Below are 21,927 nucleotides of genomic sequence, written 5' to 3'. Positions count from 1 at the left end.
GTGCCGGAATGTTCCTTGGCCTGCCGAAAAATTGCGCAAGACAGCATGGATCGAAGCAGCGCTCGCTGCGTTGCCGCAAGGCGAAGCATTGGAAAACCGATCGATGATTGTTTACGGCGACCAGAAGCGGAGGCAGAGCGCAGAACGGCTTCGCGATGCTGCGAGCGAAATTGCTCAAAGTCTGGACCGCATGGCTCATGGCGTCCGACGCCATGCCGCGTTGGTCGGCCTATTCATCAGCGTATCGGAACTGGTTCGCGCGCTTGCCGATGTCGATTTCGAGAACAGGGGCATCGACATCTTTTCGCCGCGGCAACAGCAAGGCGCCAGATTGCTGGTTGGTCTTGCGGCAGAGGTGGCGAAGTCGTGGCGAAGCGGTTTCGCCGTGGGCGGTGGCATCGAGCCGGGACTTCTCCAACTGCTGGACGGGTTGGATTGCGAGGCTGAGGTTCTGACCGGTTCTGCCGAGGGTTACGCGCATTACGCGCTTTATCCCGAAAGCTATTTGGGAGCGGCGCAGGAGTCAGGTCTCGATGCGAACACATGCGTGATCGGCATCCGCAGCATCGGCCTGGGGCTTGCCGCCATAGTGGCTGCCGCGATTGGCGCGCCGGCGCCGTTCAGCGTTCGTCCGGTCGGCCATCCTTTCCGCAGGCACATCAATGCCGATCCGCGCTCGATCGCTTCCTGGAAGAACAATCCATCGGCACGCTTCGCCGTTGTAGACGAAGGTCCCGGTCTGTCCGGCAGTTCGATGCACGCCGTCGTCGCGTGGCTGCGGGAACTGGGTATTGGTATGGACCGCATTCACCTGTTTCCCAGCCATCCTGGCGACCCGGGCATCGAAGCGTCACGGGAGGCCAGGGAGACATGGTCGCGCTGTCCGAAACATGTGGCGACGGCGCTCGAATGCACCTTCCCCGAAAGCTCGAACATTCCCACGCTTAGCGAATGGGTGGCCGAGGCGGTCGGCAGCCCCGAATTACGCCTGACCGAACTGTCTGGTGGCGAATGGAGGAGCGTCCACTACGTCGACGAAAAGCATTGGCCGCCGAGCCCGCGCGGCATCGAGCGGCGTAAATTCCTGGCGTCCGCGGGGTGTGGTCGCTGGCTCGTCAAATTCGCCGGCCTCGGCGAAACCGGACGGCGTAAGAGACGAGCCGCGGAAATGTTGGGGAAAGCCGGGTTCGGATCGCAAGTGGTCGGGCTTTGCCACGGCTTTCTGGTCGAACGGTGGATTGACGGCACCACGATGGACCAGGCGCCGCTGCCAAGAGGAAGGCTGGTCGCGGAGTTGGCGCGCTATCTAACCTGGCGGGCGCTCAATCTCCGAACCTGCGAACCGGGTGCATCATTGCTCGCACTCACGGAAATGGCTGTTTTCAATACATCTGAAGCTCTGGGCGAGAACCGAGCGGCGACGTTGCGCGGCTGGCTCTCGAAAAAAACCCCTGCGCATGTTCTGCAGCCGGTGGAAATCGACGGAAAGCTTCACGCGTGGGAGTTTCTCGTTTGTGCCGACGGCTCGGTGGTCAAGACAGATGCCGTCGACCATTGCCGGGCACACGATTTGATTGGCTGCCAGCCGATAGAGTGGGACATTGCCGGCGCCCGTGTCGAATATGGACTGTCCGACAGCGATGTGACGACATTGGTCGAGGGGATGGGGCTCGATATTGACAATGGCCACATCGATTTTTTCGAACCCTGCTATTTGGCGTTCCAAATCGGGCTCTGGAGCACGGCAGCGCAATCCGAAAATGGCCAGGAAAAAGCAAGGCTGGCCGCGACCGGAGACCGATACAGGGCGGGGCTGATACGATTCCTGGACGAATCTCAGGTGTAGCGTTTCGATCAATCCAGCCTTCGTAGCATGTCTGCTTCCTGCTCGAGAATAGCGGCCACTTCCTCGCGCTGCAGATGCGTCATCATCAGGCTGACGCAGCACTCGAGATAGGTGATCGAGGAGCGCCGCAGATAGGCAGCCGCCTCGCGTTCGGCAATCTTGTCGACATCCTTCGCGGGTCGCTTGGGTTGCATGAGGATGATCCTCCGTATCGGGTCCCTCCCGCCAAACTACAAGGTTGGATGGATGTTCCGAACGATCTCCGGGCAGGTCCGTCCGCGGCCCGCGTCATGCAGGAAGGTTCTGCAGCCCGCCTGCGGGTCTCCTTTTGGCAAGGCCTGTCATCTGATCGCCGATGCCGGTGCCTTCGAGCGCCGCGAAATAATCGATCGTCAGCTTGAGCCCTTCGTTGAGCGGCACTCTCGGCGACCAGCCGAGCAGCGTTTTCGCACGCGAAATATCAGGCTGCCTGCGCCGAGGATCGTCTTGCGGCAGGGGCAGAAATTTCAGATCCGACTTGGTGCCGGTCATCGCCTTCACCAATGCCGCCAGTCGCACGATGGTGAATTCTCCGGGATTGCCCAGATTGACCGGCTTGCCCGGATTGGGGTCGATGTTCATCAGGCGCATCAATCCATCAATCAAGTCGGAGACATAGCAGAAGGATCGCGTCTGCTGGCCGTCGCCGAATATCGTCAGCGGACGCTTCTCGAGCGCCTGCATGATCAAATTCGAGACGATGCGACCGTCGGCCGGATCCATTCTCGGACCGTAGGTGTTGAAGATGCGCGCGACGCGGACGTCGGCCTTGCCGGCCCTTAGATAGTCGAAGCAAAGCGTTTCGGCGGTGCGCTTGCCCTCGTCGTAGCAGGCGCGTGGGCCGGTGCAGTTCACATGGCCGACATAATCCTCCCTTTGCGGGTGTTGTTCCGGATCGCCATACACTTCGCTCGTCGAGGCCTGCAGCAGTCGCGCGTCATTGCGGACAGCGAGTTCGAGCAGGTTGAGGGTTCCGATCACGCAGGTACGCGTGGTGTGTATCGGGTCGGCCTGATAACGCGGCGGTGAGGCGGCGCAGGCCAGGTTGAAGATGTGATCCACGGGCTCGCCGAGATCCAATGGCCGGCAGATGTCCTGCTCGATCAACCGGAAACCCGGCCGGTCCATGATCGAGATGATGTTTTCCATGCGCCCGGTCAGAAAATTGTCGACGCAGATCACGCGCCAGCCGTTGCGGAGCAATACTTCGCAAAGATGCGAACCGAGGAAACCCGCGCCGCCGGCAACAAGCACCGTCTTTGCCCTGTGCGCCTTTCTTGTCTGTCGCATCGCTGTTTTCTCCTGTCTGCCGTTCATGCTGCACTTCCAATGTCGAGATCGAGGGCCGTCGCCGTTGGTTGGGTCAGCGCCGCCACGAATTCGCGAGCCCTGGCCCCACCGGTGTGGGAAGCGAGGACGAGTTTGCGAGCCCGGCCGGCCATGGCCAGGCGTGCGCGCTCGGACTCGCCAACGAGGATATCGATGACTTCGTCCGTCTCCGCGGCGGTGTGGATCGCCGATGCGGGAAAGAAGCTGTCGAGCCCTGGCCAGTGGTCGCTGACGATGGGCGTGCCGCAAGCCGCCGCTTCGAACAGGCGCACGCTGGGCGACCATCCTGCGGTGATCATGGAACTGCGTGTGACATTCAGCGTGTAGCGCTGACGGCTATAGAACGCGGCGTGATCGGCTGGCGGCAAATGTTCGATGCGTTCGACATTGTCCGGCCAGATGATGTCGGATGGATATTGGGAGCCGGCCACGACGAAACGGAGGTTCGGCATATGCCGTGCGGGCTCGAGCAGCAGAGCGTTCAGCGTTGTCTGCCGGTCCATGCTGTAGGTGCCGAGATAGCCGAGATCCCAGCGGATCGGATCTCCTGTCGGGTGATGCCGTTCTGGATCGACCGAACAATAGAGAGGTTCGGCATGACGCGCGCCGAAGTCTTGCGCCAGATGGTTGAGCGTTGGTCCGCCAGTGAAGGAGAAATAGACATCGAAATACGGAATTTGCCGCGAACTCAGATAATCGCAATCGTCGGCTGAAAGCTTGGCCAGGGTCACCGGGGTGTCGATGTCGTAAAAGCAGAGCTGCCCCTTGCAAAGCGAGGCGACGATGTCGATGACCTGGCGTCCTTCTGGAACAAAGGATCCGATGACGATGATGTCGGCCTGCTCCAGGCACTGTGCGTAGTCGCGTTGCAGCTCCGCAGTGGTTTCGTAGTAGCGCAAGGCGCAGAACTCCGGATCGCGCAGATCGCGGTGATTGGCGTACCAGGGCACGTTGCGCTCCAGAAAAGTCACCCGGTGACCGAGTCCGTGCAAGCCTTTCAAAAGACCCCGGAAAGTCGTGGCGTGGCCGTTTCCCCAGGATGAGGACAGCGACAGGCCGAGAAAGACGATGTCCAGTTTCTTGGTCATTCCGCTGCCTCCACGGCCCCGTGCTCGAAATGACGTTTGAAGACGGCATCCGCCACATCCGCCCGAAGCGCGTAGGTATGGTCCGCCAGCACGCGGTGAAGTGCGGCTTGGCCGATTGCCTTGGCCCGCCCGGGGGTCAGCGAGCGCATTATTTCGGCGACATCGCCGCCGTCACGCGCGACCAGGATCTCCTCGCCTGGTTTCAGGAACAGTTCCACGCCCAGCCATGCATCCGTGATGAGACAGGCGCCCGCGCCGGCCGCCTCGAACACTCGCGTGGCCGGTGAAAAACCGTTGGCGGCCATGCTGTCGCGGCTGATGTTCAACACGGCTTTTGGGGTGACATTGAAGGCGTTGTGATCGCGGGTGCCGACATGGCCGAGCCAGCCTACATTGGTGGGGAGCGGCTTGTCGCCCCAACCCGAGCCTCCGAGCAGGAAACGCTGTTTCGGCAGCTGGCTGGCGGGATCGAGGAAAAACGATTCGACACGCGCTTCACGGTCCGGCAGCCGGTTTCCGAGGAACGCCAGGTCGCAGGCAAAACGCGCTTTGCTGGCGACCGGATGGTGCGTTTCGGGATCGAGCGCATTGTAGATGGGCACGCACTCCTTGGCGCCCATGGCACGATAGGCCCAGACAACGGGATCGCCGCCACCATAGGTCAGCACGAGGTCGATCTCCTGCAGTGCACGATGGAGCGGGTGGTCCGGCTCGTCGCGCAACTGGGCAAGCGTGGCTGGCGCATCCACGTCCCAGAATACGACAAGCGCGTCGCTGCGGGCGTGGTCGAGAACGGCGCGAAGCAGCGCCTCGTCTTCGAAACCGACGCCACTCGCCTTGACGACGATGTCGGCGCCGGCGGCACGTGCCGCGACCTGCATCAGCGCATGCTGGGTCGCCTCATAAACGACGACAGTGCACCAGTCGGGAGCTTCGATGTCGCGGTTCTTCTGCCGGTCGTAGACATCGGGTTCGTAGAACGTGATCTCGTAACCCAATTGCGAAAGTGCCTTGAGCAAACCGCGATAGTACGTCGCGGCACCGTTCCAGTAGGACGACAAAAGGCTCGATCCATAGAATGCGATCTTCATGCGACGGCTTCCTTTGCGGCTGTCGGGACGGCGGTGTGTCGGTTCGCGCATTGCGTGAGCACGCCGAGCAACTCGTCGACGCGGTGGCGGCAGGTGTGCCGCGAGCGGATGGTCTCGAGACCCGAGGTCACCAGGGAGGCCGCAAAGTCCTCGTCGGACAACACCGTCCGAAGCTGTTGCCGCATTTGCGAGCCATTCTCGGCAAACAGGAAGTCGACACCGGGCCTGAAAAGCTGCTCGACATCGGACCATGGCGCTGAAATCAGCGGAATGCCGCAGGCGAGTGCCTCGAACATGCGGATCGTCGGGATTCCGGGCAACCTCTCGCGATAGGGGCGCCGTGGAACGTGAACGGTGACACGATGCGCGGCGAAGGCCTTCGGCACGTCGGCATTGGCGATCCACCCCTCATAGCGCAGTCCTGCGGTGGCCAGATCCGCAAGTGCGGTCTTGGGGTAGCGTACGCCGTGAACAGCGGCATCAAGGCCGAGATCGTGCACCGGCTCGATCAGAAACTCCTTGAGTTCGGCGGTCCGCTCATCATCGCCCCAGTTGCCGATCCAGACCAGATCGGAGGTGGGGTGGATCTCCGGGTGCGGCTTGAACAGGCGATCGTCCGCCGCTTCATGCCAAGTGAAGACGCGCTTGCCCCAGCCGGCGCGCAGATAGCTCTCGCGCAAGGTTTCGCCAAAGGCGAGAACGCCGTCATAGTGCTCCAGCCGGAGCGCCGAGAGTGCCTCGGTCGCAGACACGGCCCGGTGGTGGGTGTCGTGAAAAAGAAGGATGAAGTTGCCGCCGGCGGCCCGGGCACGGCCAATACGTGCGACAAGCTCCGGATCCGTCCACTCATGAACGATCACAACGTCGGCCTCGGCAATCCAGGCTTCGTGATCAAATCCGGCGTCGTAGGTCACCGGCATCAGTTCGGGAAAATCCTTGCGGAAGCGTTCGATGGCGAACGACCCCTTCTCAGCCAGCAGATTCGACCGGCTCCAGCCATTCGCCGGCTCCAGCGCAATAGTCTGATGCCGGCGCTGGACCAGCTCTCGCATGACGCCGCGCAGGAAATGGGCATTGCCATGGTTCCAGTCGGAAACGACCGAGTGGGTGTAAAACACAAAGCGCATGATCAGCGCTCCGCCATCGCTAAGGCCGCTTTGTCGTAGACGCCGCGCATAGCCGCTGTCTGCTTTGTCAGCCTAAACCTGCGGCTGCGTCGGATGGCTGCCTGGCCAAGCTCTCGCCGGAGCTCGGCATCGCTGGAGAGACGGTTGAGGCAGGCAGCGAGATCGTGCGGATCGCGCGCGTCAAAGAATATCGCGGCCCCGTCCCATAGTTCGCGATAGGTGGCGATATCGGAAAGCACCAGGGGCGTAGCCGACATGGCGGCTTCCAGCGCGGCCAGGCCGAATGGCTCGTAGAGCGATGGCGATACGAAAATACCCGCGCGAGCCATCAACGAACGCACCTCATCGGACGGCACTGCTCCCAGAGGAACAGCATGGCTGAAGCTGACATGCTCGCCGTTTGGGCCGTTCGTCGAACCGGCGGCAAACAGAGGCCATCGCGTCAGGGACGCCGCCTGATCGACCACCGCCGCATTTTTGCCCTCGTCCCACCAGCGGGCAGCGGCGAAGACGAGCGGTTGATGCTTTTCGGCCTTCGGCAGAGGACGGGCACCATTTGTGACCACACTCAAGCGCGCGATCGGGCCGTAGCAGGTCTCTAGCATGTCGGCATGGCTGCGGCTCGGCGCGATGACCGCGTCGGCCCGATCCATGCCGCGTCTGTTGCGCTCCTTCTGCCAGGCCCATGCCCCATCCGCCGCCTGTCCTCTGACCGCATGGAACCAGGTCGTCACGCAGGAATGGGAGACCACCACGACCGGGCATGGCGCGTCGAATCCCGCCGCCTGCGAAGGCGCGTTGAAATGGACAAGGTCGATGGCGTGGTCGCGCATGGGCGCATGCAACTCCCGCGGCAGCGCGTCGAGATCACCGCCGTTGCGGGTCATCCAATCCGGCGGCGTGTTCAGCCAGATCAGCTTCGCGAAAGCCTCCGCCTCGTCGGCCTGCTGCCTGGACGGTGGCGGACCGAGGCCGGCAAGCACCACGCTATCGCCGCCGTTGACAAGTTCCCTGGCCAGGTCGAGCGCATAGCGCCACACGCCGCCCACGGCGTCGACCGTCATCAGGATGCGCCGCGAGCGCGGCGTCAGTGTCCGCAACATGTCGCCTCCAGTTCCGCCAGCGGACGCGGGCGCCTTTCCTGGATGTCGCTGAACTTCTGGAATGATGCGAGATAGTGATCATGGGCGCGCTCCCAGGCGAGGTCGTCGGGTTCGCCCCAAAGCTCGCGATAGCTTGGCGAACTCGGATATGGATAAAGCGGTACGGGTTCATTGGCCCACACGCCGTTGTCGATCAGGTGCGTTCGCCAGTAGTCCACAAGGGCAGGGTCATCCTCGACGACGCCGATCAGATTGGCCTGTACGAACGGAACGTGACGCCTGGCATTGACGAGCAGCGCGGCAAGTTCCTCGGTACCCAGCCGGCAGCGTTTCGCCAGCATCGCACGACCTTCCACGGTCAGGCTTTCGAGGCCGGCCTCGATGGAGACACAGCCAGCCGCACCGAGCAGTTCCAGCAGCTCGGGCTTCCAAAGGTCGATGCGGGTCTGCACACCGAACTTCACGTCGCGATGGATCAACGCTTCCAGCAGCGCTTTTTGCGGCAGGAAGATTTCATCGATGAAATAAATGTAGCCGACCCCCTGGGCAATCAGCCCATCGATTTCCGCTATGACAGCCTCGTGGTTTCGGCGGCGATAGGCATCGCGGAAATCGATCTTGGCGCAGAAGCTGCAATTGTAGGGGCAGCCGCGCGATGCTTCGACCTCCGCGCCGAACCCAACCTGCTTGTCATCGAACCTGTGATGGTGATGCGAATGGGCTGCGATCCAGTCTGATGGCCATTGGAGTGGCGGATGATCGACAAACGAGCTGGCGTGGACGCCGCCGTTCAAAACCACCTTGGCGTCGCGCAGGTAAGCGGTCGAGGGGACCGCGCTCCAGTCGTCGCGCCGGGCAAGTTCCGCGACGATTTCCTCGCATTCGCCGCGCACAACAATGTCGACGCCAAGCTTGCGCAAGGTTGGCGCGGGCGTAGCCGAGCCATGCGGCCCGACCGCGACTGTGCGTCCACCGCGCCCGGCGAGACGGTTGAGGAAATCGGCCGGCACGCGCAACTCGGGTGGTGCGCAGCGCCAGAACAGATAAGTCGGGGCGGTACTGACGACCGTCATTGCAGGCGCGAAATCAGCCACACGCTCGGAGAGGTCCGAGTTGTCGAGCTTCTGCAATTGCCCATCCAGCATCAACACCTCATGGCCGGCTGTTTCGAGGAGGGATTTCGAATAGCCGAGTTCCAGCGGGAGATGTGGTTGGCGGCAGCCGAAATAGATGCTGTCGTCATAGGTCCAGAACGGGTTTACCAGGGCGATTTTCATGCGACGTACCTCACGACTTCGGGGCGAGGCTGGAGCCGGTGTTGTTGCAGCCAGTCTGCGAGATCGCGAATGCCTTCGCGCCATGAAACACGAGCTTTCCAGCCAAGCATCGCTTTGATCTTGCGGGTGTCGGCGACGAAGAAGGGCTGATCGCCGGTGCGTTCGTCATCATGGCGGATCGAAAGCTCATGGCCGGTCAAGCTACGGATCTCGCTCAACAGCATGCGCAGGCTGATCGCATTATCGGGGCCGCCGCCAAGATTGAATGCCTGGCCTTTGGTCGTCTCGATACGATCGAGCGTGGCCCTGTAGGCGGCGACCGCATCGGAGACATGCAGTATATCGCGCACTTGTCTGCCGTCGCCGTAAATGGTGATTGGACGTCCCGTCAGCGCACTCAGCAGGAAGTGCGCGACCCAGCCTTGATCCTCGGTTCCGAACTGGCGCGGCCCGTAGATGCAGCTCATCCGCAGCACCGCCGTGGGCATGCCGTAGGATTTGGCATAGTCGAGCACATATTGGTCCGCCGCGCCTTTGGAGCAGCCATAGGGCGTGCAGAAATCCAGGCCGTGGGTCTCGTCGATGCCATTCGCTTGGATGATGCCGTCGCAAGGCAGGTAACGATCGCCGTCCTCGCGCACCGCGACGTCGGGCAGGCTGCCATAGACCTTGTTGGTGCTGGCGAAGACCACCGGAACAAACTCACTGCTCAGCCGCGCCGCCTCGAGGACATTGAACGTTCCTCGAAGGTTGATGTCGAAATCCTCGTCCGGTTGGACCAGGCTCGTTGTGACGGCGGTTTGCGCGGCCAGGTGGAAGATCGCCTTGGAACTCTTCAGAACGGGCGCAAGCGCGTTGGCGTCGCGCACGTCAATCGTTTCGACCATGAGGCGGCTTCCGTGTTTCTGCGCCAGCCATTCAAGGTTCTGTTCGACGCCGGGGCGGCTGAGATTGTCGATCACCAGCACCGGCTCGCCATCCGACAACAGGCTGTCGGCCAGGTTCGATCCTATGAAGCCGCTGCCGCCGACAATGGCGACGGGCGCGTCGCGTCGATTGCGCGTATTCATGACACCAGCCCACGTTCTTCAAGCTCGCGTTTCATGTCGGCGCCGCGGTCGATGGCGGACGAGTTGCGCACCCAGGAAACGAAATCGGCGAGCGAATTCTCCAGTTGTTGCCTCGGCTCGAAACCGAGCAGCTCACGGGCCTTGGAAATATCGGCGAAGCAGTTGCGGATATCCCCGGAGCGCGCCTTGCCGAGCAACTCTGGCGAGCGGTCCGGCGTTCCCATGGCCTCGGCAAGTACCCGCGCGACGTCGCTGATAGCATAGGCTCGGCCGCTGCCGATGTTGATGACGTGACCCCTTGCCTGGCGTTGCTGCAGCGCAAGACGAAAGGCGCGGGCGACGTCATCCACATGGACGAAATCGCGTTTCTGTTCGCCATCCTCGAAGATCATTGGACGTTGGCCGTTGGCGAGACGCGAAGCAAAATTGGCCAACACGCCGGTATAGGGGTTCGATAACGCCTGGCCGGCGCCGAAGACGTTGAACAGGCGCAGCGCGACCGCATCGATGCCATAGGCTTCGCCGAAGATCAGCACGGCGCGTTCCTGGGCGTATTTCGTCAGTGCATAGATAGAGGCGAGATCGACCGGCTTTTCCTCGTCCGTCGGCAGGGGGGAGAGGGGTTCGCCTTCCGGCGACAGCGGATTCCACTGTCCGTTTTTGATGTCGCTCGCCTTGCGCCGGGCATTGTCGATGCGCCGGCCGTCCGATGTAGCATAGAGGCCCTCGCCATAGACACTCATCGATGAGGCGACGACAATGCGCTCGACCGGGTGTTTGATCAGCGCCTCAAGCAGCGTCGCGGTGCCGAGATCGTTGGTGCCGACATAGCGCGCGATCTCGTACATCGACTGTCCGACGCCGACTTCCGCGGCTAGATGAATGACCGCGTCAACGCCTTCCAGCGCCTTGGCGACCGCCTCCCGGTCCCGAATGTCGCCCTTGATCAGCTCGGCCCCGGCGGGAAGGGCGACTGTTTCGCCTGCGTGCACCTGCTCCAGCAGCACATCCAAAATGCGAACCGAATAATCCTGCTCGATGAGTTCCTGGGCGACATGCCGGCCGATGAAGCCGCAGCCCCCTGTAACCAATATCCGTTTCACGACCACTCCTCAGACAGGTAATCTTGGCGACCCGAACTTTTCGGCAAAAGGTTTGTTCCCTTGGCTTCAACAAAGTTCCTTTGGCCGGCTTCGTTCGGAAGCAGCCACATCGCGCTCGCCGCGCCGTGCCGGAACATTGCCGCCCTTGTGCTGTTAGGACGCCGGCAGCCCCGACGATGCCCGATGTTGGCAACGCCGATGATCAAAGGAGATTTCAATGTCCCAGTCGCAAACGACCACCAATCACGACGAAATCCGCAAATGGGCGGAGGAGCGGGATGGACGGCCGGCAGTGGTTCGCACCAAAGGCGCGGGCGGCATCCTGCGGATCGACTTCGGCAAACCCGAGGAAGCATTCGAGCCGGTCGAATGGGATGAGTTCTTCCGCATATTCGACGAGAACGATCTGGCCTTTCTTTACCAGTCCAAGACTGGTGACGGACAAACCAGCCGTTTCAACAAGTTCGTCGAGCGCAACCAGAAGGGCGAATGACGCACTTCGAGCCGGCCGATTTGCCTGACCTGGTTCTCGGGCAAATTTTTCTGGATGCGGTGGAACAATAGGGGCTCCGATCCTTCCGTCGCTGAACCACAGCCGCAGCAAGGATCGAAGGCCTTGGCCCTGAGCGCAGGAGGCGGCGGGGCTGGATAGGCGTCAAAAGCCGGAAACCCGCTACTCGTCCTGCCGTGAAACCAAAACGCCGCTCATCAGTCGTCCTGCTGCCTGCGGTGGCGGTGTTTTTCGATTTCCTCGGGCTCTTCATCGTCGATCCGCGTGATGTTCGAGGCATTGTGGTCTGATCGCAGGATCTCATCCAGTTTGGCGTGAATGGCCTGAGTGTCGCGGTGCTCGGCACGCTGGATGAACAGCGTCATGGCCCACGTAAACAAGGTAGCCGCTCCATGCCAGTCCAGGGTCTGTCGCTCGAAGATCATCCAAAGGATTGCGTAGACCAACAGGATCAGGAATGCCGCGGGGCGGGAGGTTAATGTGCCGATTGAGGTAAGCACGCCGGTGACGGGATGATTGGCCATGCGAAAGAACTCGCGGCAGTGACCGTGGTTCCCGACCGCAGTGCATCGCGCCGGCACGAGCCAGCTAGGCGCGACGGATGAATTCACGGCGCAGTGCTTGCCGATCGCAGCTACAACGATGACCACTCGATTGCCGGGCGCGCAATCATCAGCCAGAAAATGGCGAGCACGGCGCCGAAAGCTGGGAAGCCGAAGACAAACCAGCGTCTGAACAGCTGATGGTAGCGCTCGGGAGGAGGTTGGTTGGAGAGTGCGGCCTGTGTGGCTAGATTTCGCATCTCGATCTGCATCCACACGACAGGCAGCCAGAACAGGCCCGTTAAGATGTAGAGCAGGATCGAGAGAACGATCCATCCTTCGGACAGCGAATACCCCGCAACCCTAGCGAGGCCCAGTCCGGTCAGAGGTTGTGCGACAACGGCCGTAGCCGTGAACAGGAAATCAGCCAGCACGACAATTCGGGCGATGGCTGCGATCGTCGCGGCATTCCCGGTCCGGTGTGCCAAAAGCATGAAAAAAGCAATGCCGGCACCAGTTCCGAGCAGCACAGCAGCGCCGATCACGTGCAGGTATTTAAGCACGAAGTACATCATCAGCGTTCCTCCAGAATGGCCAGCGCTGCAAAATGCAGAACGAGGATCGGGAGGATTTTGATCAGCGGCCCGAGTGGCTCAAGCCAAAGATCCGGCCGCAGAATGCTCCCAGCGGTCGCATAGAAAAGCGATACCGCGATTGCGCCGAAAAGACCAAGCCGGCTGGTTGGGCGCCAGGCGACAAGCGCCCCGACGGCGATGTCAGCCAGCGCGCCGGCGACTACCGCCGGTTCGGCCAAGGGGCCGGCAGCAGTGCCAATCAGCAAGTCAACTCCGCTGCGCCAGCCGGCGGTGAGGGAAATCATGCCGGTCATGATCCAGAAGAGCGGCAAGACGACAAAGAGCGCCGGCTTGACGAAGTAAAGACCGGCGAACCATCGCTCCTGCACGGTCGCAGGATTTAGACGCAGTGCAGATGTAAGACCTGATGGTTGAATGCCGGTCGCCGTCATCCACGGCTGGGGATCGCCGACAGCGCCACGGGCAATCTCTTTTGCTGCATTGCTGCGCATGGGCGGGCGCCAGCCCAGCTGAGCCGCGGCATCCCCGAACCTGTACAAGATAGCTGCGGCCCAATTCGGCAAGATGAACTCCCGAGCACTGCTCCATCCGAACCAGCGGCGATAGCGACCCACGACCTCGCTCATCGAAAGTGCCTCGGGCCCAGCCAGGTCCAGCGTGAGGTGCGATGGGCTGCCGGGTTTGAGGAAGAACAGGACGGTGGAGATGACGTCATCGAGTTGGACGACTTGGAGATGGCCCGTGTCGGGCATCAACGGCAAGAGCGGCAACGCCGCGAGGCCGCGAAACAGTGCACTTGCGCCGAAGGCCGGCCTTCCCAGCACTACGGAGGGGCGCAGGATGACCCAGCTAAGGCTACGTGCCATCAGTGCTTCATCGCCGGCGAGCTTGCTGGCGGAAAAGGCGGACGGCTGCTGGCGATCGACCCCGATGGCAGAAAAGTGAATCACCTTGTTCACACCTGCTTGCTCACACGCGGTGAAGAGAGCCGAGGCGCCGGTAGAATGGACATGCCGGGTGTTTTCCCGGGCACTATCCTGGAGGACGCCGGCACAGTTTACGACGGCGTCCACACCGGCGAGATAGGGGATCCAATCCTGAGGTCGCAAGGCCCGCGCCATATCCCGGGAAACGGTTTGGATCTCCGGGTGGACGCCAGTGTCTGCGTGGTGAAGCACGCGGACCACTTCATGACTCTCGCCGGCCAGGCGCGCGCAAAGCGCGGCTCCAATCAGACCTGACGCGCCGGTGACGAGAATTTTCATTCCTTCCTCCAGCCGTTCGCCAGCGCGTGCCCGTCCATCAACCCAGCGGCTGCGCCTGGGAGAACTCTAGCAAAGCCGAAGCCGGTAGTCTCACGCCGGGTGGAACAGGTTCCGGGCATCAACGCAGCCAAAGGTGAGCCGGTACGGTGCGTTCGCATCTGCAGGTCAACTTCGCCGGAAGTTCGTCGCCGGCTCGGCGCAATCGCGGAGGTCGTTATGAATGTGAGTTGCAGCCTTGGCGGCGTCTCCGAACGCAACAGCAATTTGATTGAGCCCCTCGGCCACGTCGCCAATGGCATAGAGTCCTGGCGTTGAAGTCTCAAGGTGTCGGTTGACCAGGACATAGCCTTCTGCGTCACAGTTAGCCCCCAGAGCAACCGCGAGTTCGGAGCGTACGTCGCTGCCCATCGAAGGGTACACCACATCGATGTTGCGCATCGGGGCGCCCTCGGCCATGACGACATCGAACCCGGTTCGTCGAGGGATCAGGTCATCGACAGCGTCCCAGATTTCAACTCCGCCTGCCAAGGCGGCGCCGCGGGCAGCTTCGGAAACATCATCCTGGTTATTGGCGAGCAAGGCGACCTGACTGCCATATCCCTTCAGGAACAGAGCCTCCCTGACGGCGAGATGCTCCGGACCAACAACGCCGATGCGGCTACCCCGGGCCTCATATGCATCGCAAACCGGGCACAGTCTGACAATGCCGGTTGCGATCGCCTCCTCCAGTCTTTCAATGGGAGGTGCCTTGTCCACAATGCCCGTTGCCAGAATCACGCGCCTTGCTTGGACAATCCCGCAGGTGGTCGTCAGAACAAAAAACCCCTCGCGTTTTTCGGCGTGGCCTACGCAACCATGGACAAGGCTCGCGCCGTATAGCTGTGCCTGGGCTCGTAGGCGGCCGAGCAGTTCTTCCCCGCTGATGCCGTCGGGGAAGCCGGGACAGTTACGGGATTTTGGGATGAGCTTGGCACGCGCATGCCCCGCGTCGAGCGAGATCACCGAACGCAGAAACCTGGCTAAATACATGGCTGCAGCGAGCCCCGCGGGGCCGCCGCCGACGATGGCAACGTCAAAAACTTGTGCGCCCGAAAAGCTTGGTTCGCCCGAAAAGCTTGGCATCGGGCCTAACTTCAACTCAACGAGCTTGTTCCACAGGGTCGAAATGGACGCAATCAGGATGCACACTGCACAATAAGAGTGAACTCCAATCGAGTCGTGAAGAGAAAGGCCACTGCCTCATCAAGCCTGCAAAAACCTCGTGGCTCCCAACGCTGTGAGTACAGCACCACTGGGAAAGTGAACGCATCATGGAACTTCGGCTCACCGTCGCGCTTAGTTTGGCGAAAGGGTGGTCTGAGATGAGCGCGACCAGAGAGTTTTTTCAAAACTGGCTACAGGAGAATGTCGGCACACTTCCTGGTCGAGAGGAAGTCAGCGTCGCGGTGCTCGCTCAGCAATTCGAGCAGGATGCCGAGGTGGCTGGTTATGGGCGTGAAGTAAGGGAGGACGAACTCGGAAACATCGAAGATGCTATCGTGCAAGCGATCGAGAACGCCGGGTCCGGGGTGCAGAGCCCGAGCTCCGAAAAGAGCGATCCGGCACCTGTAATGGACGCGTTGGAGGTTGATGATGCCAAGAGCGGACCGTAGCCCCTGACACCTTCTTCTGTTCGCCTGAACAAGCCCCCCGGGCTGCTATACGAGCTGAAAAACGGACCTTAGGTGCTTTCCCGTTAGTTCCATGCACCATTGAGGAACATTCCTGCCGCCACGGCGTTAGGAAAGTTCCTTCACACCCGGTGCGCCCGTGCTGACTGCTACCCTTCCAGGCGAATGGCTGACCCGGCATCATCGGGGTCACATCTCGCGGCGGGCCGCTCTTGCGGGTATTTGTTGCTGGCTATTGGGTGCTTCCGCAGAAGCCGCGCCACAGCCATCGCCGCTCGTGCGATTTGGCGTGCTGGGATTTGGCACCGCCGCCTGGGAAGTTGACGTCATGCGGCGACATGCGTTGGACACTGTGCACGGCGTATCAATCGAGGCTCAGCGGCTTGCCGGTACCGAAGCCGGTAAGACCGCATTGCTGGCGGGCAGCGTCGACGTCATCGTTTCGGACTGGGTGTGGGTCATGCGCCAGCGCAGCGAAGGCGCTGATCTGGTCTTCTATCCGTATTCTCGTGCCGTCGGCGCGCTGGAACTGCCGCAAGGCTCGCCCATTCGAACTCTTGCGGACCTCAAGGGCAAAAGGCTGGGGATCGCAGGTGGTCCGCTGGACAAAAGCTGGATCCTGTTGCGCGCGCTCGGCCTCCGTCAGGTGAAGCGCGATCTTGCTGAAGAGGTGGATCCAGTGTTCGGCGCGCCGCCTTTGTTGGAGCAGGAATTTCTGGCGGGGCGACTGGATGCACTGCTGACGTTCTGGAATTTCGCCGCCCGTCTCGAGTCAGAGGGGGCAAGGCCTCTGCTCAGTGTCGCGCAAATCCTGCAGGGGCTTGGCGTATCCGTGGACTTGCCGATGCTCGGCTACGTCTTCCATGAAAGCTGGGCGCGGGCCAACCCGATAGCCCTCGCGCGATTCACGAGCGCGACCGCGGCAGCGAAGTCGCTGCTCGAGTCTTCGGACGACGAATGGCGGGTGCTCGCGCCCCAATTGGGCACGGACGATCCTCACCTGCAGGCGGCGTTACGCGCCGCCTATCGAGCCGGAATCCCTCGTCGGTTCGGCAAAGACGAACGTGATGGCGCGGCCCGGTTGTTTGCCATCCTGGCCGAATTGGGCGGCGAGGATCTGGTCGGCAAGGCGACGAGCCTCGATCCTGGTGTCTTCCGGGCCATACCGGCTTGAGCTCGCGCCAATGACCGATGTCCCAGCGTTCCCCATCACAATGCAGCGTTCGCAATCCACTGCGGCATTGCTGACCATGGTGCTCGTCTGGCAGATTGCATCATCGATCGCCGCCGATCGGCTGTTTCCTGGTCCGGTCCAGGTTGTTTCGGTTCTCCTGCACGAAGCGGTTCGGGGCGAGCTGCCATACCATTTGGGCATCTCGCTTGCGCGCGTCGTGGCAAGCCTCGGGTCGGCAATAGTCATCGGCGCGGCCCTTGGCTACGCGGCAGGCCGCTCGCACAGAGCCGACATATGGATGAGGCCTTGGATCGTGTTACTCCTCAACATGCCGGCGCTGATCACGGTCATTCTAATTTATATCTGGCTTGGTCTTGCCGAGACCGCGCTTGTCCTTGCGGTCGCGCTCAACAAGATCCCCAATGTCGTGGTGACTATTCGTGAAGGCGCCAGCCGGCTGGACAAGGACTTTGCCGAAATGGCTGAGCTCTATCGCTTCGGGCGTGCTGCAAAGCTGCAGCATGTCGTGCTGCCGCAATTGGCGCCGTTCTTTCTCGTCACCCTGCGCAGCGGGCTGGCACTAACGTGGAAGATCGTGTTGCTCGCCGAACTGCTCGGCCGCTCCAACGGCGTCGGGTTCCAGCTACAGGTCTATTTTCAGAACTTCGACGTCACCCACATCCTTGCCTATGCGATCAGCTTCGGCGTTGTGATGCTTGCCATAGAGTATGGACTGCTTGTGCCGTTGGAACGTCGTCTGTTCGCCTGGCGACGCTGATGCTGAGGATCAGGATCGAGGACAAGACTTTCCCCGGTGACGACGGACAGCGCCGGACGATCTTTCGCGCGCTGTCGCTTGATATAGCCGACGGACAGGTCTGCGTCCTGACCGGCCCTTCCGGTGTCGGCAAGTCGACGCTGCTGTCGATCGTTTCGGGCGTCGACCGCGAATTTCGCGGCAGCGTGAGCGGACGACCGCTTCCGATAGGCATGCTGTTCCAGACACCGAGGCTGCTGCCCTGGCTCACCGCCTTGCGCAATGTAGAGATGGCCATCCCGGATCGCGCGCCCGATGCGGCCCGGTGGCTTGCCGCTGTCGGCCTGAAAGGCAATGAGAAGAGCTATCCGCAGCGACTCTCGGGCGGCATGGCGCGGCGCGTAGCGCTTGCCCGGGCGCTCGCCGTGGAGCCTGCGCTCCTGCTCCTCGACGAGCCATCCGCTTCTCTCGACGAGGCGACGGCGCAAGCCATGCGCCACCTGCTGCAGGATTGTTTCGCCAGTCGGCGGACTACCACGCTGCTGGTTACGCACGATCTCGCATATGCCTCGTCTCTGGGTGATCGGGTCATTGTTCTGGAGGGATCGCCGGCGCGCATCGTGCGCGATGTCGCAATCTCACGTGGCGATGAAGCGGGATCGTCGCGCTTTGGGCTGGGGGCGACACAATGAGACTGATGCTGGGCCTTCTCTTTCTTTTGCTGATCACCGGCCCTGGCGCCACCGAGCAACAGACGATGGTGATCGGGTATATCGGCCAGGAGCGCAAACCGGCTCTGCCCCTTGGACCCCTTGATGAAACCGTCACCGACGACGGCCTGCAAGGCGCACGGCTCGGCATTGCCGACGACGAAAGCACCGGCCGGTTTCTTGGGCAGAAATTTCGGCTGGAGGAAAGAATATTGGAACCAACCGAAACGCCGGACGACGCGGTAAGACAATTCGCCGATGCCGGCATCGCCTTTGTCGTCGCCGATCTCGACGCCAGTCAGCTTCTACAGGCCAGTGCCGCGCCCGGTGCCGAGCAGATGACGTTGCTCAACAGCCGGGCGCCGGACGACGTGCTTCGCCAACAGGACTGCCGTCGGAACGTGCTGCACACGATCCCGAGCCGCGCCATGCTCGCCGACGGGCTGGCGCAGTATCTCGCCTGGAAGCGCTGGCAGCGTTGGTTCCTGCTTGTGGGGCCGCATTCGCAGGATCAGGCGATGGCGGCGGCCTTTCGACGGGCGGCGGCTCGCTTCGGAGCCGAGATCACGATCGACCAGCCGTGGACATTCAGGCCCGCCAACGGACGTGCCGATACAGGGCATGTCACGCTGCAGACCGAAATACCCGCGGTCACGCAGGTCAGCGACTATGATGTGCTCGTGGTCGCCGACGAGGCGGATGAATTCGGCGCCTATCTGGAGGGCCGCACTGCGCTGCCGAGAATCGTCGCCGGCACGCAAGGGCTGGTCACCACAGGCTGGAGCGCTGTCAGCGAGGAATGGGGCGCCACGCAACTGCAGGACCGTTTCCACAGGCAGGCAGGGCGCTGGATGTTGCCCAGCGACTACGCGGCCTGGCTCGCTGTGCGCAGTATCGGCGAAGCGGCGACGCGCCTGCACAGTCTCGATCCCGCGGCAATCGGCAGATATATACGCGGCGACGCGTTTCTTCTCGCTGGCTTCAAGGGGCAGGGGCTTAGTTTCCGTCCTTGGGACGGACAGATGCGCCAGCCCATTTTGATCGCCGGGCCTCGCCTCTTGATTTCCAGCTCACCGCAACCGGGCTTCCTGCATCAGCGCACGCCGCTCGACACGCTGGGCATCGACCTGGAGGAGAGCACATGCAAGTTCTGATGACGCTGTTGTTGGCGGCGTTCGCTCTTGCTGCTCCCGCCGCCGCCGAGACCATCTACGTTTCCAATGAGCAGGACAATACCGTCGCGGTCGTCGACGGCGTGACAATGACTTTGCTGGCGACGATCGATGTCGGCCGCCGTCCGCGCGGGCTGGCGCTGTCGATCGACAACAAGATGCTGTTCGTCGCGGAAGGCGACGACAACCGCATCGACGTGGTCGACGTCGCGAAGCGGCGGGTCGTCGGGGAATTGCCTTCGGGAGCCGATCCGGAATTCTTCGCAGTCCATCCCGATGGCAAGCGGCTGTTCGTCGCCAACGAGAATGACAATCTGGTGTCGGTGGTGGACATCGCCGCGGCCAAGGTCATCGGCACCGTGGATGTCGGCGTCGAACCGGAAGGAATGGCGGCCAGCGCCGACGGCCGCTATGTCGCCTGCACTTCGGAGACCACCAGCATGGTGCATCTGATCGACGCAGGCACGCTTGAACTCGTCGACAATCTGCTGGTCGATACCCGGCCGCGCGCGGCTTTATTCTCGCCGGACGGTAAGCAATTCTGGGTGTCCTCGGAGATCCGGGGCACCGTCACCGTCTTCGACACGGCAACGCGCGCGCAGACCGGCAAAGTCGAGTTCGAGGTGCCGGGTATACGACGCGAGGGTGTGCAAGCGGTCGGCATGGCGACGTCCCGCGATGGCACGACCGTCTATGTGGCGCTCGGCCCCGCCAACAGGATTGCGGAAGTCGATGTGAAAACGTTGACGGTCCGTCGGCTCTACCTTGTTGGTCAACGACCCTGGCACGTTGCGCTCTCCGGCGACGAGAAGCGCCTGGTCAGCGCAAACGGGAATTCCGGCGATATTTCGTTTATCGATCTGGAAAACCAGGAGGTGGTGAAATCGCTGCCGGTAGGGCGGGGGCCGTGGGGCGTCGTGATCGGGCCATGAACGCCTTGTCGGTCGAGAATCTGGGCCATAGCTTCGGAAACCGGCGGGTTCTCGACGGCGTCTCTTTCTCTGTGGCCCAAGGCAGGATGTGCATCTTGCTAGGCCGCAACGGCGCCGGCAAGACGACGCTGTTCTCGCTGATCACCGGTCTTTATCACGCCCGCTCCGGCTCGGTGCATGTCTTCGACCAGGCGATGGATGTCAACCCGTCCGCCGCGTTGGCGCAGATGGGCGTCGTCTTCCAGTTGCCGACCCTCGACCTCGATCTGACGGCCGGCGAGAACCTGCGTTACCACGCGGCCTTGCATGGGCTTAGCCAGGCCTTGAGCAAGGAGCGCTCCATCCACGAACTCGGCCGGCTGGACGTGCTGGACAGGATCGACGATCCTGCCCGAGCGCTTTCCGGGGGGCAGCGTCGCCGTGTCGAGATAGCACGCGCTCTGATGCATAGCCCACGCCTTTTGCTGCTGGATGAGCCGACCACCGGGCTCGACGTGCCGGGCCGCCGCGCGCTCGAGCGGCACGTGCGGGAGCTTTGCCGTGAGCGCGGCATTGCCGTCCTGTGGGCAACACATTTTCTGGAAGAACTAACGGCGGATGACGATGTGGTGGTGCTGCATCGAGGCACAATGCGGTGGGCCGGCCGCGCCGATCGCCTGGCTACCGATCTCGGTGTGGCGAGCACGGGCGAGGCCTTCGCGTCGCTGACGGAGTCCGAATGAAAACGTCTCACGCGGTGCGCGCGCTCAACGGCATCCTGCGCAGGGAGATGCTGCGCACGTTGCGGCAACGCGGCCGGCTGCTCTCGGCGATGGTACGGCCGCTGGTCTGGCTGGCAATCTTTGCCGCTGGCTTCCGCTCCGTTCTCGGTCTGTCGATCACGCCACCCTACCAGACCTATGTTCTCTATGACGTGTATGTGGTGCCCGGGCTAGCGGCCATGATGCTGCTCTTCCATGCCATGGCGAGTTCGCTGGCCATGGTCTACGATCGCGAGATGGGCAGCATGCGCTTGTTGCTGACCGCACCATTGCCGCGCTGGTACCTGCTTGCGGCGCGCCTGCTGGCCAGCGTGATCGTCGGCGTGCCGCTGGTCTATTTGTTTCTGTTGATCGCGCGTTTCTGGGATGTGCGGCCGCCCGTTCTCGGCTACGTCGCGGTATTTCCGGCGCTCGTGCTGGCGGGCCTGATGCTTGGCGCGTTCGGCCTGCTTGTCTCCTCGGTTTCGACACAGATGGAGAACTTTGCCGGTGTCATGAATTTCGTCATCTTTCCGGTGTTCTTTGCCTCGACGGCGCTCTATCCGCTGTGGCGGCTTGCCGAGGCGGGACCGGCGCTGGCAACAATCGCCGCCTGGAACCCGTTCAGCTCGGCGGTCGAGCTGATACGCTTCGCGCTCTATCTGCGGTTCGATCCTGTCGCGGCGATTGTGGTCCTTGGCTGCCTCATCGCCTTCTTCCTCGCGGCGGTCATCGGCTACGATCCCGGCCGCGGCTTGTGGTCCCGGCGCGGCGGCGAGGGCTGA

General features: G+C 62.1%; 23 protein-coding genes. 10 read left to right on the top strand and 13 right to left on the bottom strand.

All coding sequences use genetic code 11. The annotated features are described in order from the left end of the window. Positions 1 to 31 precede the first annotated feature (31 nt). Positions 32 to 1,846, top strand: coding sequence for a hypothetical protein (locus AC3EMP_RS27310; protein ID WP_245262557.1), 1,815 nt, complete (start codon positions 32 to 34; stop codon positions 1,844 to 1,846). Positions 1,847 to 1,854: 8 nt separating this feature from the next. Here AC3EMP_RS27310 and AC3EMP_RS27305 read toward each other — a convergent pair whose 3' ends face one another. The 9 genes from AC3EMP_RS27305 to AC3EMP_RS27265 all read right to left on the bottom strand — a co-directional run bounded on the left by AC3EMP_RS27305 (position 1,855) and on the right by AC3EMP_RS27265 (position 11,073). Continuing rightward, complete coding sequence (locus AC3EMP_RS27305; protein WP_023667982.1) at positions 1,855 to 2,040, bottom strand: hypothetical protein; 186 nt, start codon at positions 2,038 to 2,040, stop codon at positions 1,855 to 1,857. A gap of 94 nt (positions 2,041 to 2,134) precedes the next feature. Next, a complete protein-coding gene (locus AC3EMP_RS27300) occupies positions 2,135 to 3,175 on the bottom strand; it encodes a UDP-glucuronic acid decarboxylase family protein (protein WP_023681096.1) in 1,041 nt (346 codons plus the stop codon). Between the two features lie 23 nt (positions 3,176 to 3,198). Beyond that, the gene (locus AC3EMP_RS27295; protein WP_023681097.1) at positions 3,199 to 4,302 is read right to left on the bottom strand and encodes a CgeB family protein; all 1,104 of its coding nucleotides are present in this window, start codon (positions 4,300 to 4,302) and stop codon (positions 3,199 to 3,201) included. Continuing rightward, a complete protein-coding gene (locus AC3EMP_RS27290) occupies positions 4,299 to 5,393 on the bottom strand; it encodes a CgeB family protein (protein WP_023667985.1) in 1,095 nt (364 codons plus the stop codon). Before AC3EMP_RS27290 ends, AC3EMP_RS27295 begins: the two co-directional genes overlap by 4 nt. Further along, entirely contained in the window at positions 5,390 to 6,520 is a 1,131-nt protein-coding gene (locus AC3EMP_RS27285; RefSeq protein WP_023681098.1) for a CgeB family protein, read from the bottom strand. The genes AC3EMP_RS27290 and AC3EMP_RS27285 overlap by 4 nt, the downstream gene beginning before the upstream one ends. A gap of 2 nt (positions 6,521 to 6,522) precedes the next feature. Beyond that, positions 6,523 to 7,623: a glycosyltransferase family 4 protein gene (locus AC3EMP_RS27280; RefSeq protein WP_023681099.1), complete on the bottom strand. Its 1,101-nt coding sequence runs from the start codon at positions 7,621 to 7,623 to the stop codon at positions 6,523 to 6,525. Then, on the bottom strand, positions 7,608 to 8,900 hold the full coding sequence (locus tag AC3EMP_RS27275) for a TIGR04295 family B12-binding domain-containing radical SAM protein (RefSeq protein WP_023725527.1): 1,293 nt from the start codon (positions 8,898 to 8,900) through the stop codon (positions 7,608 to 7,610). Before AC3EMP_RS27275 ends, AC3EMP_RS27280 begins: the two co-directional genes overlap by 16 nt. Next, entirely contained in the window at positions 8,897 to 9,970 is a 1,074-nt protein-coding gene (locus AC3EMP_RS27270; protein WP_023696367.1) for a GDP-mannose 4,6-dehydratase, read from the bottom strand. Before AC3EMP_RS27270 ends, AC3EMP_RS27275 begins: the two co-directional genes overlap by 4 nt. Then, positions 9,967 to 11,073 carry an NAD-dependent epimerase/dehydratase family protein gene (locus AC3EMP_RS27265; RefSeq protein WP_023681102.1) on the bottom strand — a complete coding sequence of 369 codons (1,107 nt, stop codon included), beginning with the start codon at positions 11,071 to 11,073 and terminating at the stop codon, positions 9,967 to 9,969. Before AC3EMP_RS27265 ends, AC3EMP_RS27270 begins: the two co-directional genes overlap by 4 nt. Before the next feature lie 217 nt (positions 11,074 to 11,290). Here AC3EMP_RS27265 and AC3EMP_RS27260 point away from each other — a divergent pair, with 217 nt between their 5' ends. Beyond that, entirely contained in the window at positions 11,291 to 11,566 is a 276-nt protein-coding gene (locus AC3EMP_RS27260; RefSeq protein WP_023667991.1) for a hypothetical protein, read from the top strand. A gap of 215 nt (positions 11,567 to 11,781) precedes the next feature. On the opposite strand, the gene AC3EMP_RS27255 is transcribed toward AC3EMP_RS27260, so the two are convergent. The 4 genes from AC3EMP_RS27255 to AC3EMP_RS27240 form a co-directional block, all read right to left on the bottom strand. Next, positions 11,782 to 12,108 carry a low affinity iron permease family protein gene (locus AC3EMP_RS27255; protein WP_023681103.1) on the bottom strand — a complete coding sequence of 109 codons (327 nt, stop codon included), beginning with the start codon at positions 12,106 to 12,108 and terminating at the stop codon, positions 11,782 to 11,784. 110 nt (positions 12,109 to 12,218) lie between these two features. Beyond that, positions 12,219 to 12,701, bottom strand: a complete 483-nt coding sequence (locus AC3EMP_RS27250; RefSeq protein ID WP_023687798.1) for a DUF2269 family protein — start codon at positions 12,699 to 12,701, stop codon at positions 12,219 to 12,221. Further along, on the bottom strand, positions 12,701 to 13,987 hold the full coding sequence (locus AC3EMP_RS27245) for an SDR family oxidoreductase (protein ID WP_352710761.1): 1,287 nt from the start codon (positions 13,985 to 13,987) through the stop codon (positions 12,701 to 12,703). The genes AC3EMP_RS27250 and AC3EMP_RS27245 overlap by 1 nt, the downstream gene beginning before the upstream one ends. A gap of 165 nt (positions 13,988 to 14,152) precedes the next feature. Next, the gene (locus tag AC3EMP_RS27240) at positions 14,153 to 15,109 is read right to left on the bottom strand and encodes an NAD(P)/FAD-dependent oxidoreductase (protein WP_031202187.1); all 957 of its coding nucleotides are present in this window, start codon (positions 15,107 to 15,109) and stop codon (positions 14,153 to 14,155) included. Between the two features lie 188 nt (positions 15,110 to 15,297). Here AC3EMP_RS27240 and AC3EMP_RS27235 point away from each other — a divergent pair, with 188 nt between their 5' ends. From AC3EMP_RS27235 to AC3EMP_RS27200, 8 genes are all read left to right on the top strand, one after another. Further along, positions 15,298 to 15,639: a DUF768 domain-containing protein gene (locus tag AC3EMP_RS27235; protein ID WP_023696361.1), complete on the top strand. Its 342-nt coding sequence runs from the start codon at positions 15,298 to 15,300 to the stop codon at positions 15,637 to 15,639. 157 nt (positions 15,640 to 15,796) lie between these two features. Continuing rightward, positions 15,797 to 16,831: an ABC transporter substrate-binding protein gene (locus tag AC3EMP_RS27230; RefSeq protein WP_352710764.1), complete on the top strand. Its 1,035-nt coding sequence runs from the start codon at positions 15,797 to 15,799 to the stop codon at positions 16,829 to 16,831. Positions 16,832 to 16,841: 10 nt separating this feature from the next. After that, positions 16,842 to 17,609 carry an ABC transporter permease gene (locus tag AC3EMP_RS27225; RefSeq protein ID WP_023667999.1) on the top strand — a complete coding sequence of 256 codons (768 nt, stop codon included), beginning with the start codon at positions 16,842 to 16,844 and terminating at the stop codon, positions 17,607 to 17,609. Beyond that, complete coding sequence (locus AC3EMP_RS27220; protein ID WP_023696358.1) at positions 17,609 to 18,280, top strand: ABC transporter ATP-binding protein; 672 nt, start codon at positions 17,609 to 17,611, stop codon at positions 18,278 to 18,280. The genes AC3EMP_RS27225 and AC3EMP_RS27220 overlap by 1 nt, the downstream gene beginning before the upstream one ends. Beyond that, positions 18,277 to 19,452 (top strand): ABC transporter substrate-binding protein, encoded by a 1,176-nt coding sequence (locus AC3EMP_RS27215; RefSeq protein WP_352710769.1) that lies wholly within the window; start codon positions 18,277 to 18,279, stop codon positions 19,450 to 19,452. The genes AC3EMP_RS27220 and AC3EMP_RS27215 overlap by 4 nt, the downstream gene beginning before the upstream one ends. After that, positions 19,440 to 20,402, top strand: a complete 963-nt coding sequence (locus tag AC3EMP_RS27210) for a PQQ-dependent catabolism-associated beta-propeller protein (protein ID WP_031201516.1) — start codon at positions 19,440 to 19,442, stop codon at positions 20,400 to 20,402. The genes AC3EMP_RS27215 and AC3EMP_RS27210 overlap by 13 nt, the downstream gene beginning before the upstream one ends. After that, complete coding sequence (locus tag AC3EMP_RS27205) at positions 20,399 to 21,124, top strand: ABC transporter ATP-binding protein (protein ID WP_023687806.1); 726 nt, start codon at positions 20,399 to 20,401, stop codon at positions 21,122 to 21,124. Before AC3EMP_RS27210 ends, AC3EMP_RS27205 begins: the two co-directional genes overlap by 4 nt. Then, the gene (locus AC3EMP_RS27200; protein ID WP_023696355.1) at positions 21,121 to 21,927 is read left to right on the top strand and encodes an ABC transporter permease; all 807 of its coding nucleotides are present in this window, start codon (positions 21,121 to 21,123) and stop codon (positions 21,925 to 21,927) included. Before AC3EMP_RS27205 ends, AC3EMP_RS27200 begins: the two co-directional genes overlap by 4 nt.

The sequence above is a fragment of the Mesorhizobium sp. P160219 genome (genome assembly GCF_057786095.1).
Note: the sequence above shows the minus strand (reverse complement) of the source record. Positions and strands in the feature narration are given on the sequence as shown.

Excerpts from the sequence above, each read along its gene's own strand:
- AC3EMP_RS27305 (WP_023667982.1), bottom strand. The coding sequence starts at position 2,040 with ATGCAACCCAAGCGACCCGCGAAGGATGTCGACAAGATTGCCGAACGC.
- AC3EMP_RS27300 (WP_023681096.1), bottom strand. The coding sequence starts at position 3,175 with ATGCGACAGACAAGAAAGGCGCACAGGGCAAAGACGGTGCTTGTTGCC.
- AC3EMP_RS27295 (WP_023681097.1), bottom strand. The coding sequence starts at position 4,302 with ATGACCAAGAAACTGGACATCGTCTTTCTCGGCCTGTCGCTGTCCTCA.
- AC3EMP_RS27290 (WP_023667985.1), bottom strand. The coding sequence starts at position 5,393 with ATGAAGATCGCATTCTATGGATCGAGCCTTTTGTCGTCCTACTGGAAC.
- AC3EMP_RS27285 (WP_023681098.1), bottom strand. The coding sequence starts at position 6,520 with ATGCGCTTTGTGTTTTACACCCACTCGGTCGTTTCCGACTGGAACCAT.
- AC3EMP_RS27280 (WP_023681099.1), bottom strand. The coding sequence starts at position 7,623 with ATGTTGCGGACACTGACGCCGCGCTCGCGGCGCATCCTGATGACGGTC.
- AC3EMP_RS27275 (WP_023725527.1), bottom strand. The coding sequence starts at position 8,900 with ATGAAAATCGCCCTGGTAAACCCGTTCTGGACCTATGACGACAGCATC.
- AC3EMP_RS27270 (WP_023696367.1), bottom strand. The coding sequence starts at position 9,970 with ATGAATACGCGCAATCGACGCGACGCGCCCGTCGCCATTGTCGGCGGC.
- AC3EMP_RS27260 (WP_023667991.1), top strand. The coding sequence starts at position 11,291 with ATGTCCCAGTCGCAAACGACCACCAATCACGACGAAATCCGCAAATGG.
- AC3EMP_RS27255 (WP_023681103.1), bottom strand. The coding sequence starts at position 12,108 with ATGGCCAATCATCCCGTCACCGGCGTGCTTACCTCAATCGGCACATTA.
- AC3EMP_RS27250 (WP_023687798.1), bottom strand. The coding sequence starts at position 12,701 with ATGATGTACTTCGTGCTTAAATACCTGCACGTGATCGGCGCTGCTGTG.
- AC3EMP_RS27245 (WP_352710761.1), bottom strand. The coding sequence starts at position 13,987 with ATGAAAATTCTCGTCACCGGCGCGTCAGGTCTGATTGGAGCCGCGCTT.
- AC3EMP_RS27240 (WP_031202187.1), bottom strand. The coding sequence starts at position 15,109 with ATGCCAAGCTTTTCGGGCGAACCAAGCTTTTCGGGCGCACAAGTTTTT.
- AC3EMP_RS27235 (WP_023696361.1), top strand. The coding sequence starts at position 15,298 with ATGGAACTTCGGCTCACCGTCGCGCTTAGTTTGGCGAAAGGGTGGTCT.
- AC3EMP_RS27225 (WP_023667999.1), top strand. The coding sequence starts at position 16,842 with ATGACCGATGTCCCAGCGTTCCCCATCACAATGCAGCGTTCGCAATCC.
- AC3EMP_RS27220 (WP_023696358.1), top strand. The coding sequence starts at position 17,609 with ATGCTGAGGATCAGGATCGAGGACAAGACTTTCCCCGGTGACGACGGA.
- AC3EMP_RS27215 (WP_352710769.1), top strand. The coding sequence starts at position 18,277 with ATGAGACTGATGCTGGGCCTTCTCTTTCTTTTGCTGATCACCGGCCCT.
- AC3EMP_RS27210 (WP_031201516.1), top strand. The coding sequence starts at position 19,440 with ATGCAAGTTCTGATGACGCTGTTGTTGGCGGCGTTCGCTCTTGCTGCT.
- AC3EMP_RS27205 (WP_023687806.1), top strand. The coding sequence starts at position 20,399 with ATGAACGCCTTGTCGGTCGAGAATCTGGGCCATAGCTTCGGAAACCGG.
- AC3EMP_RS27200 (WP_023696355.1), top strand. The coding sequence starts at position 21,121 with ATGAAAACGTCTCACGCGGTGCGCGCGCTCAACGGCATCCTGCGCAGG.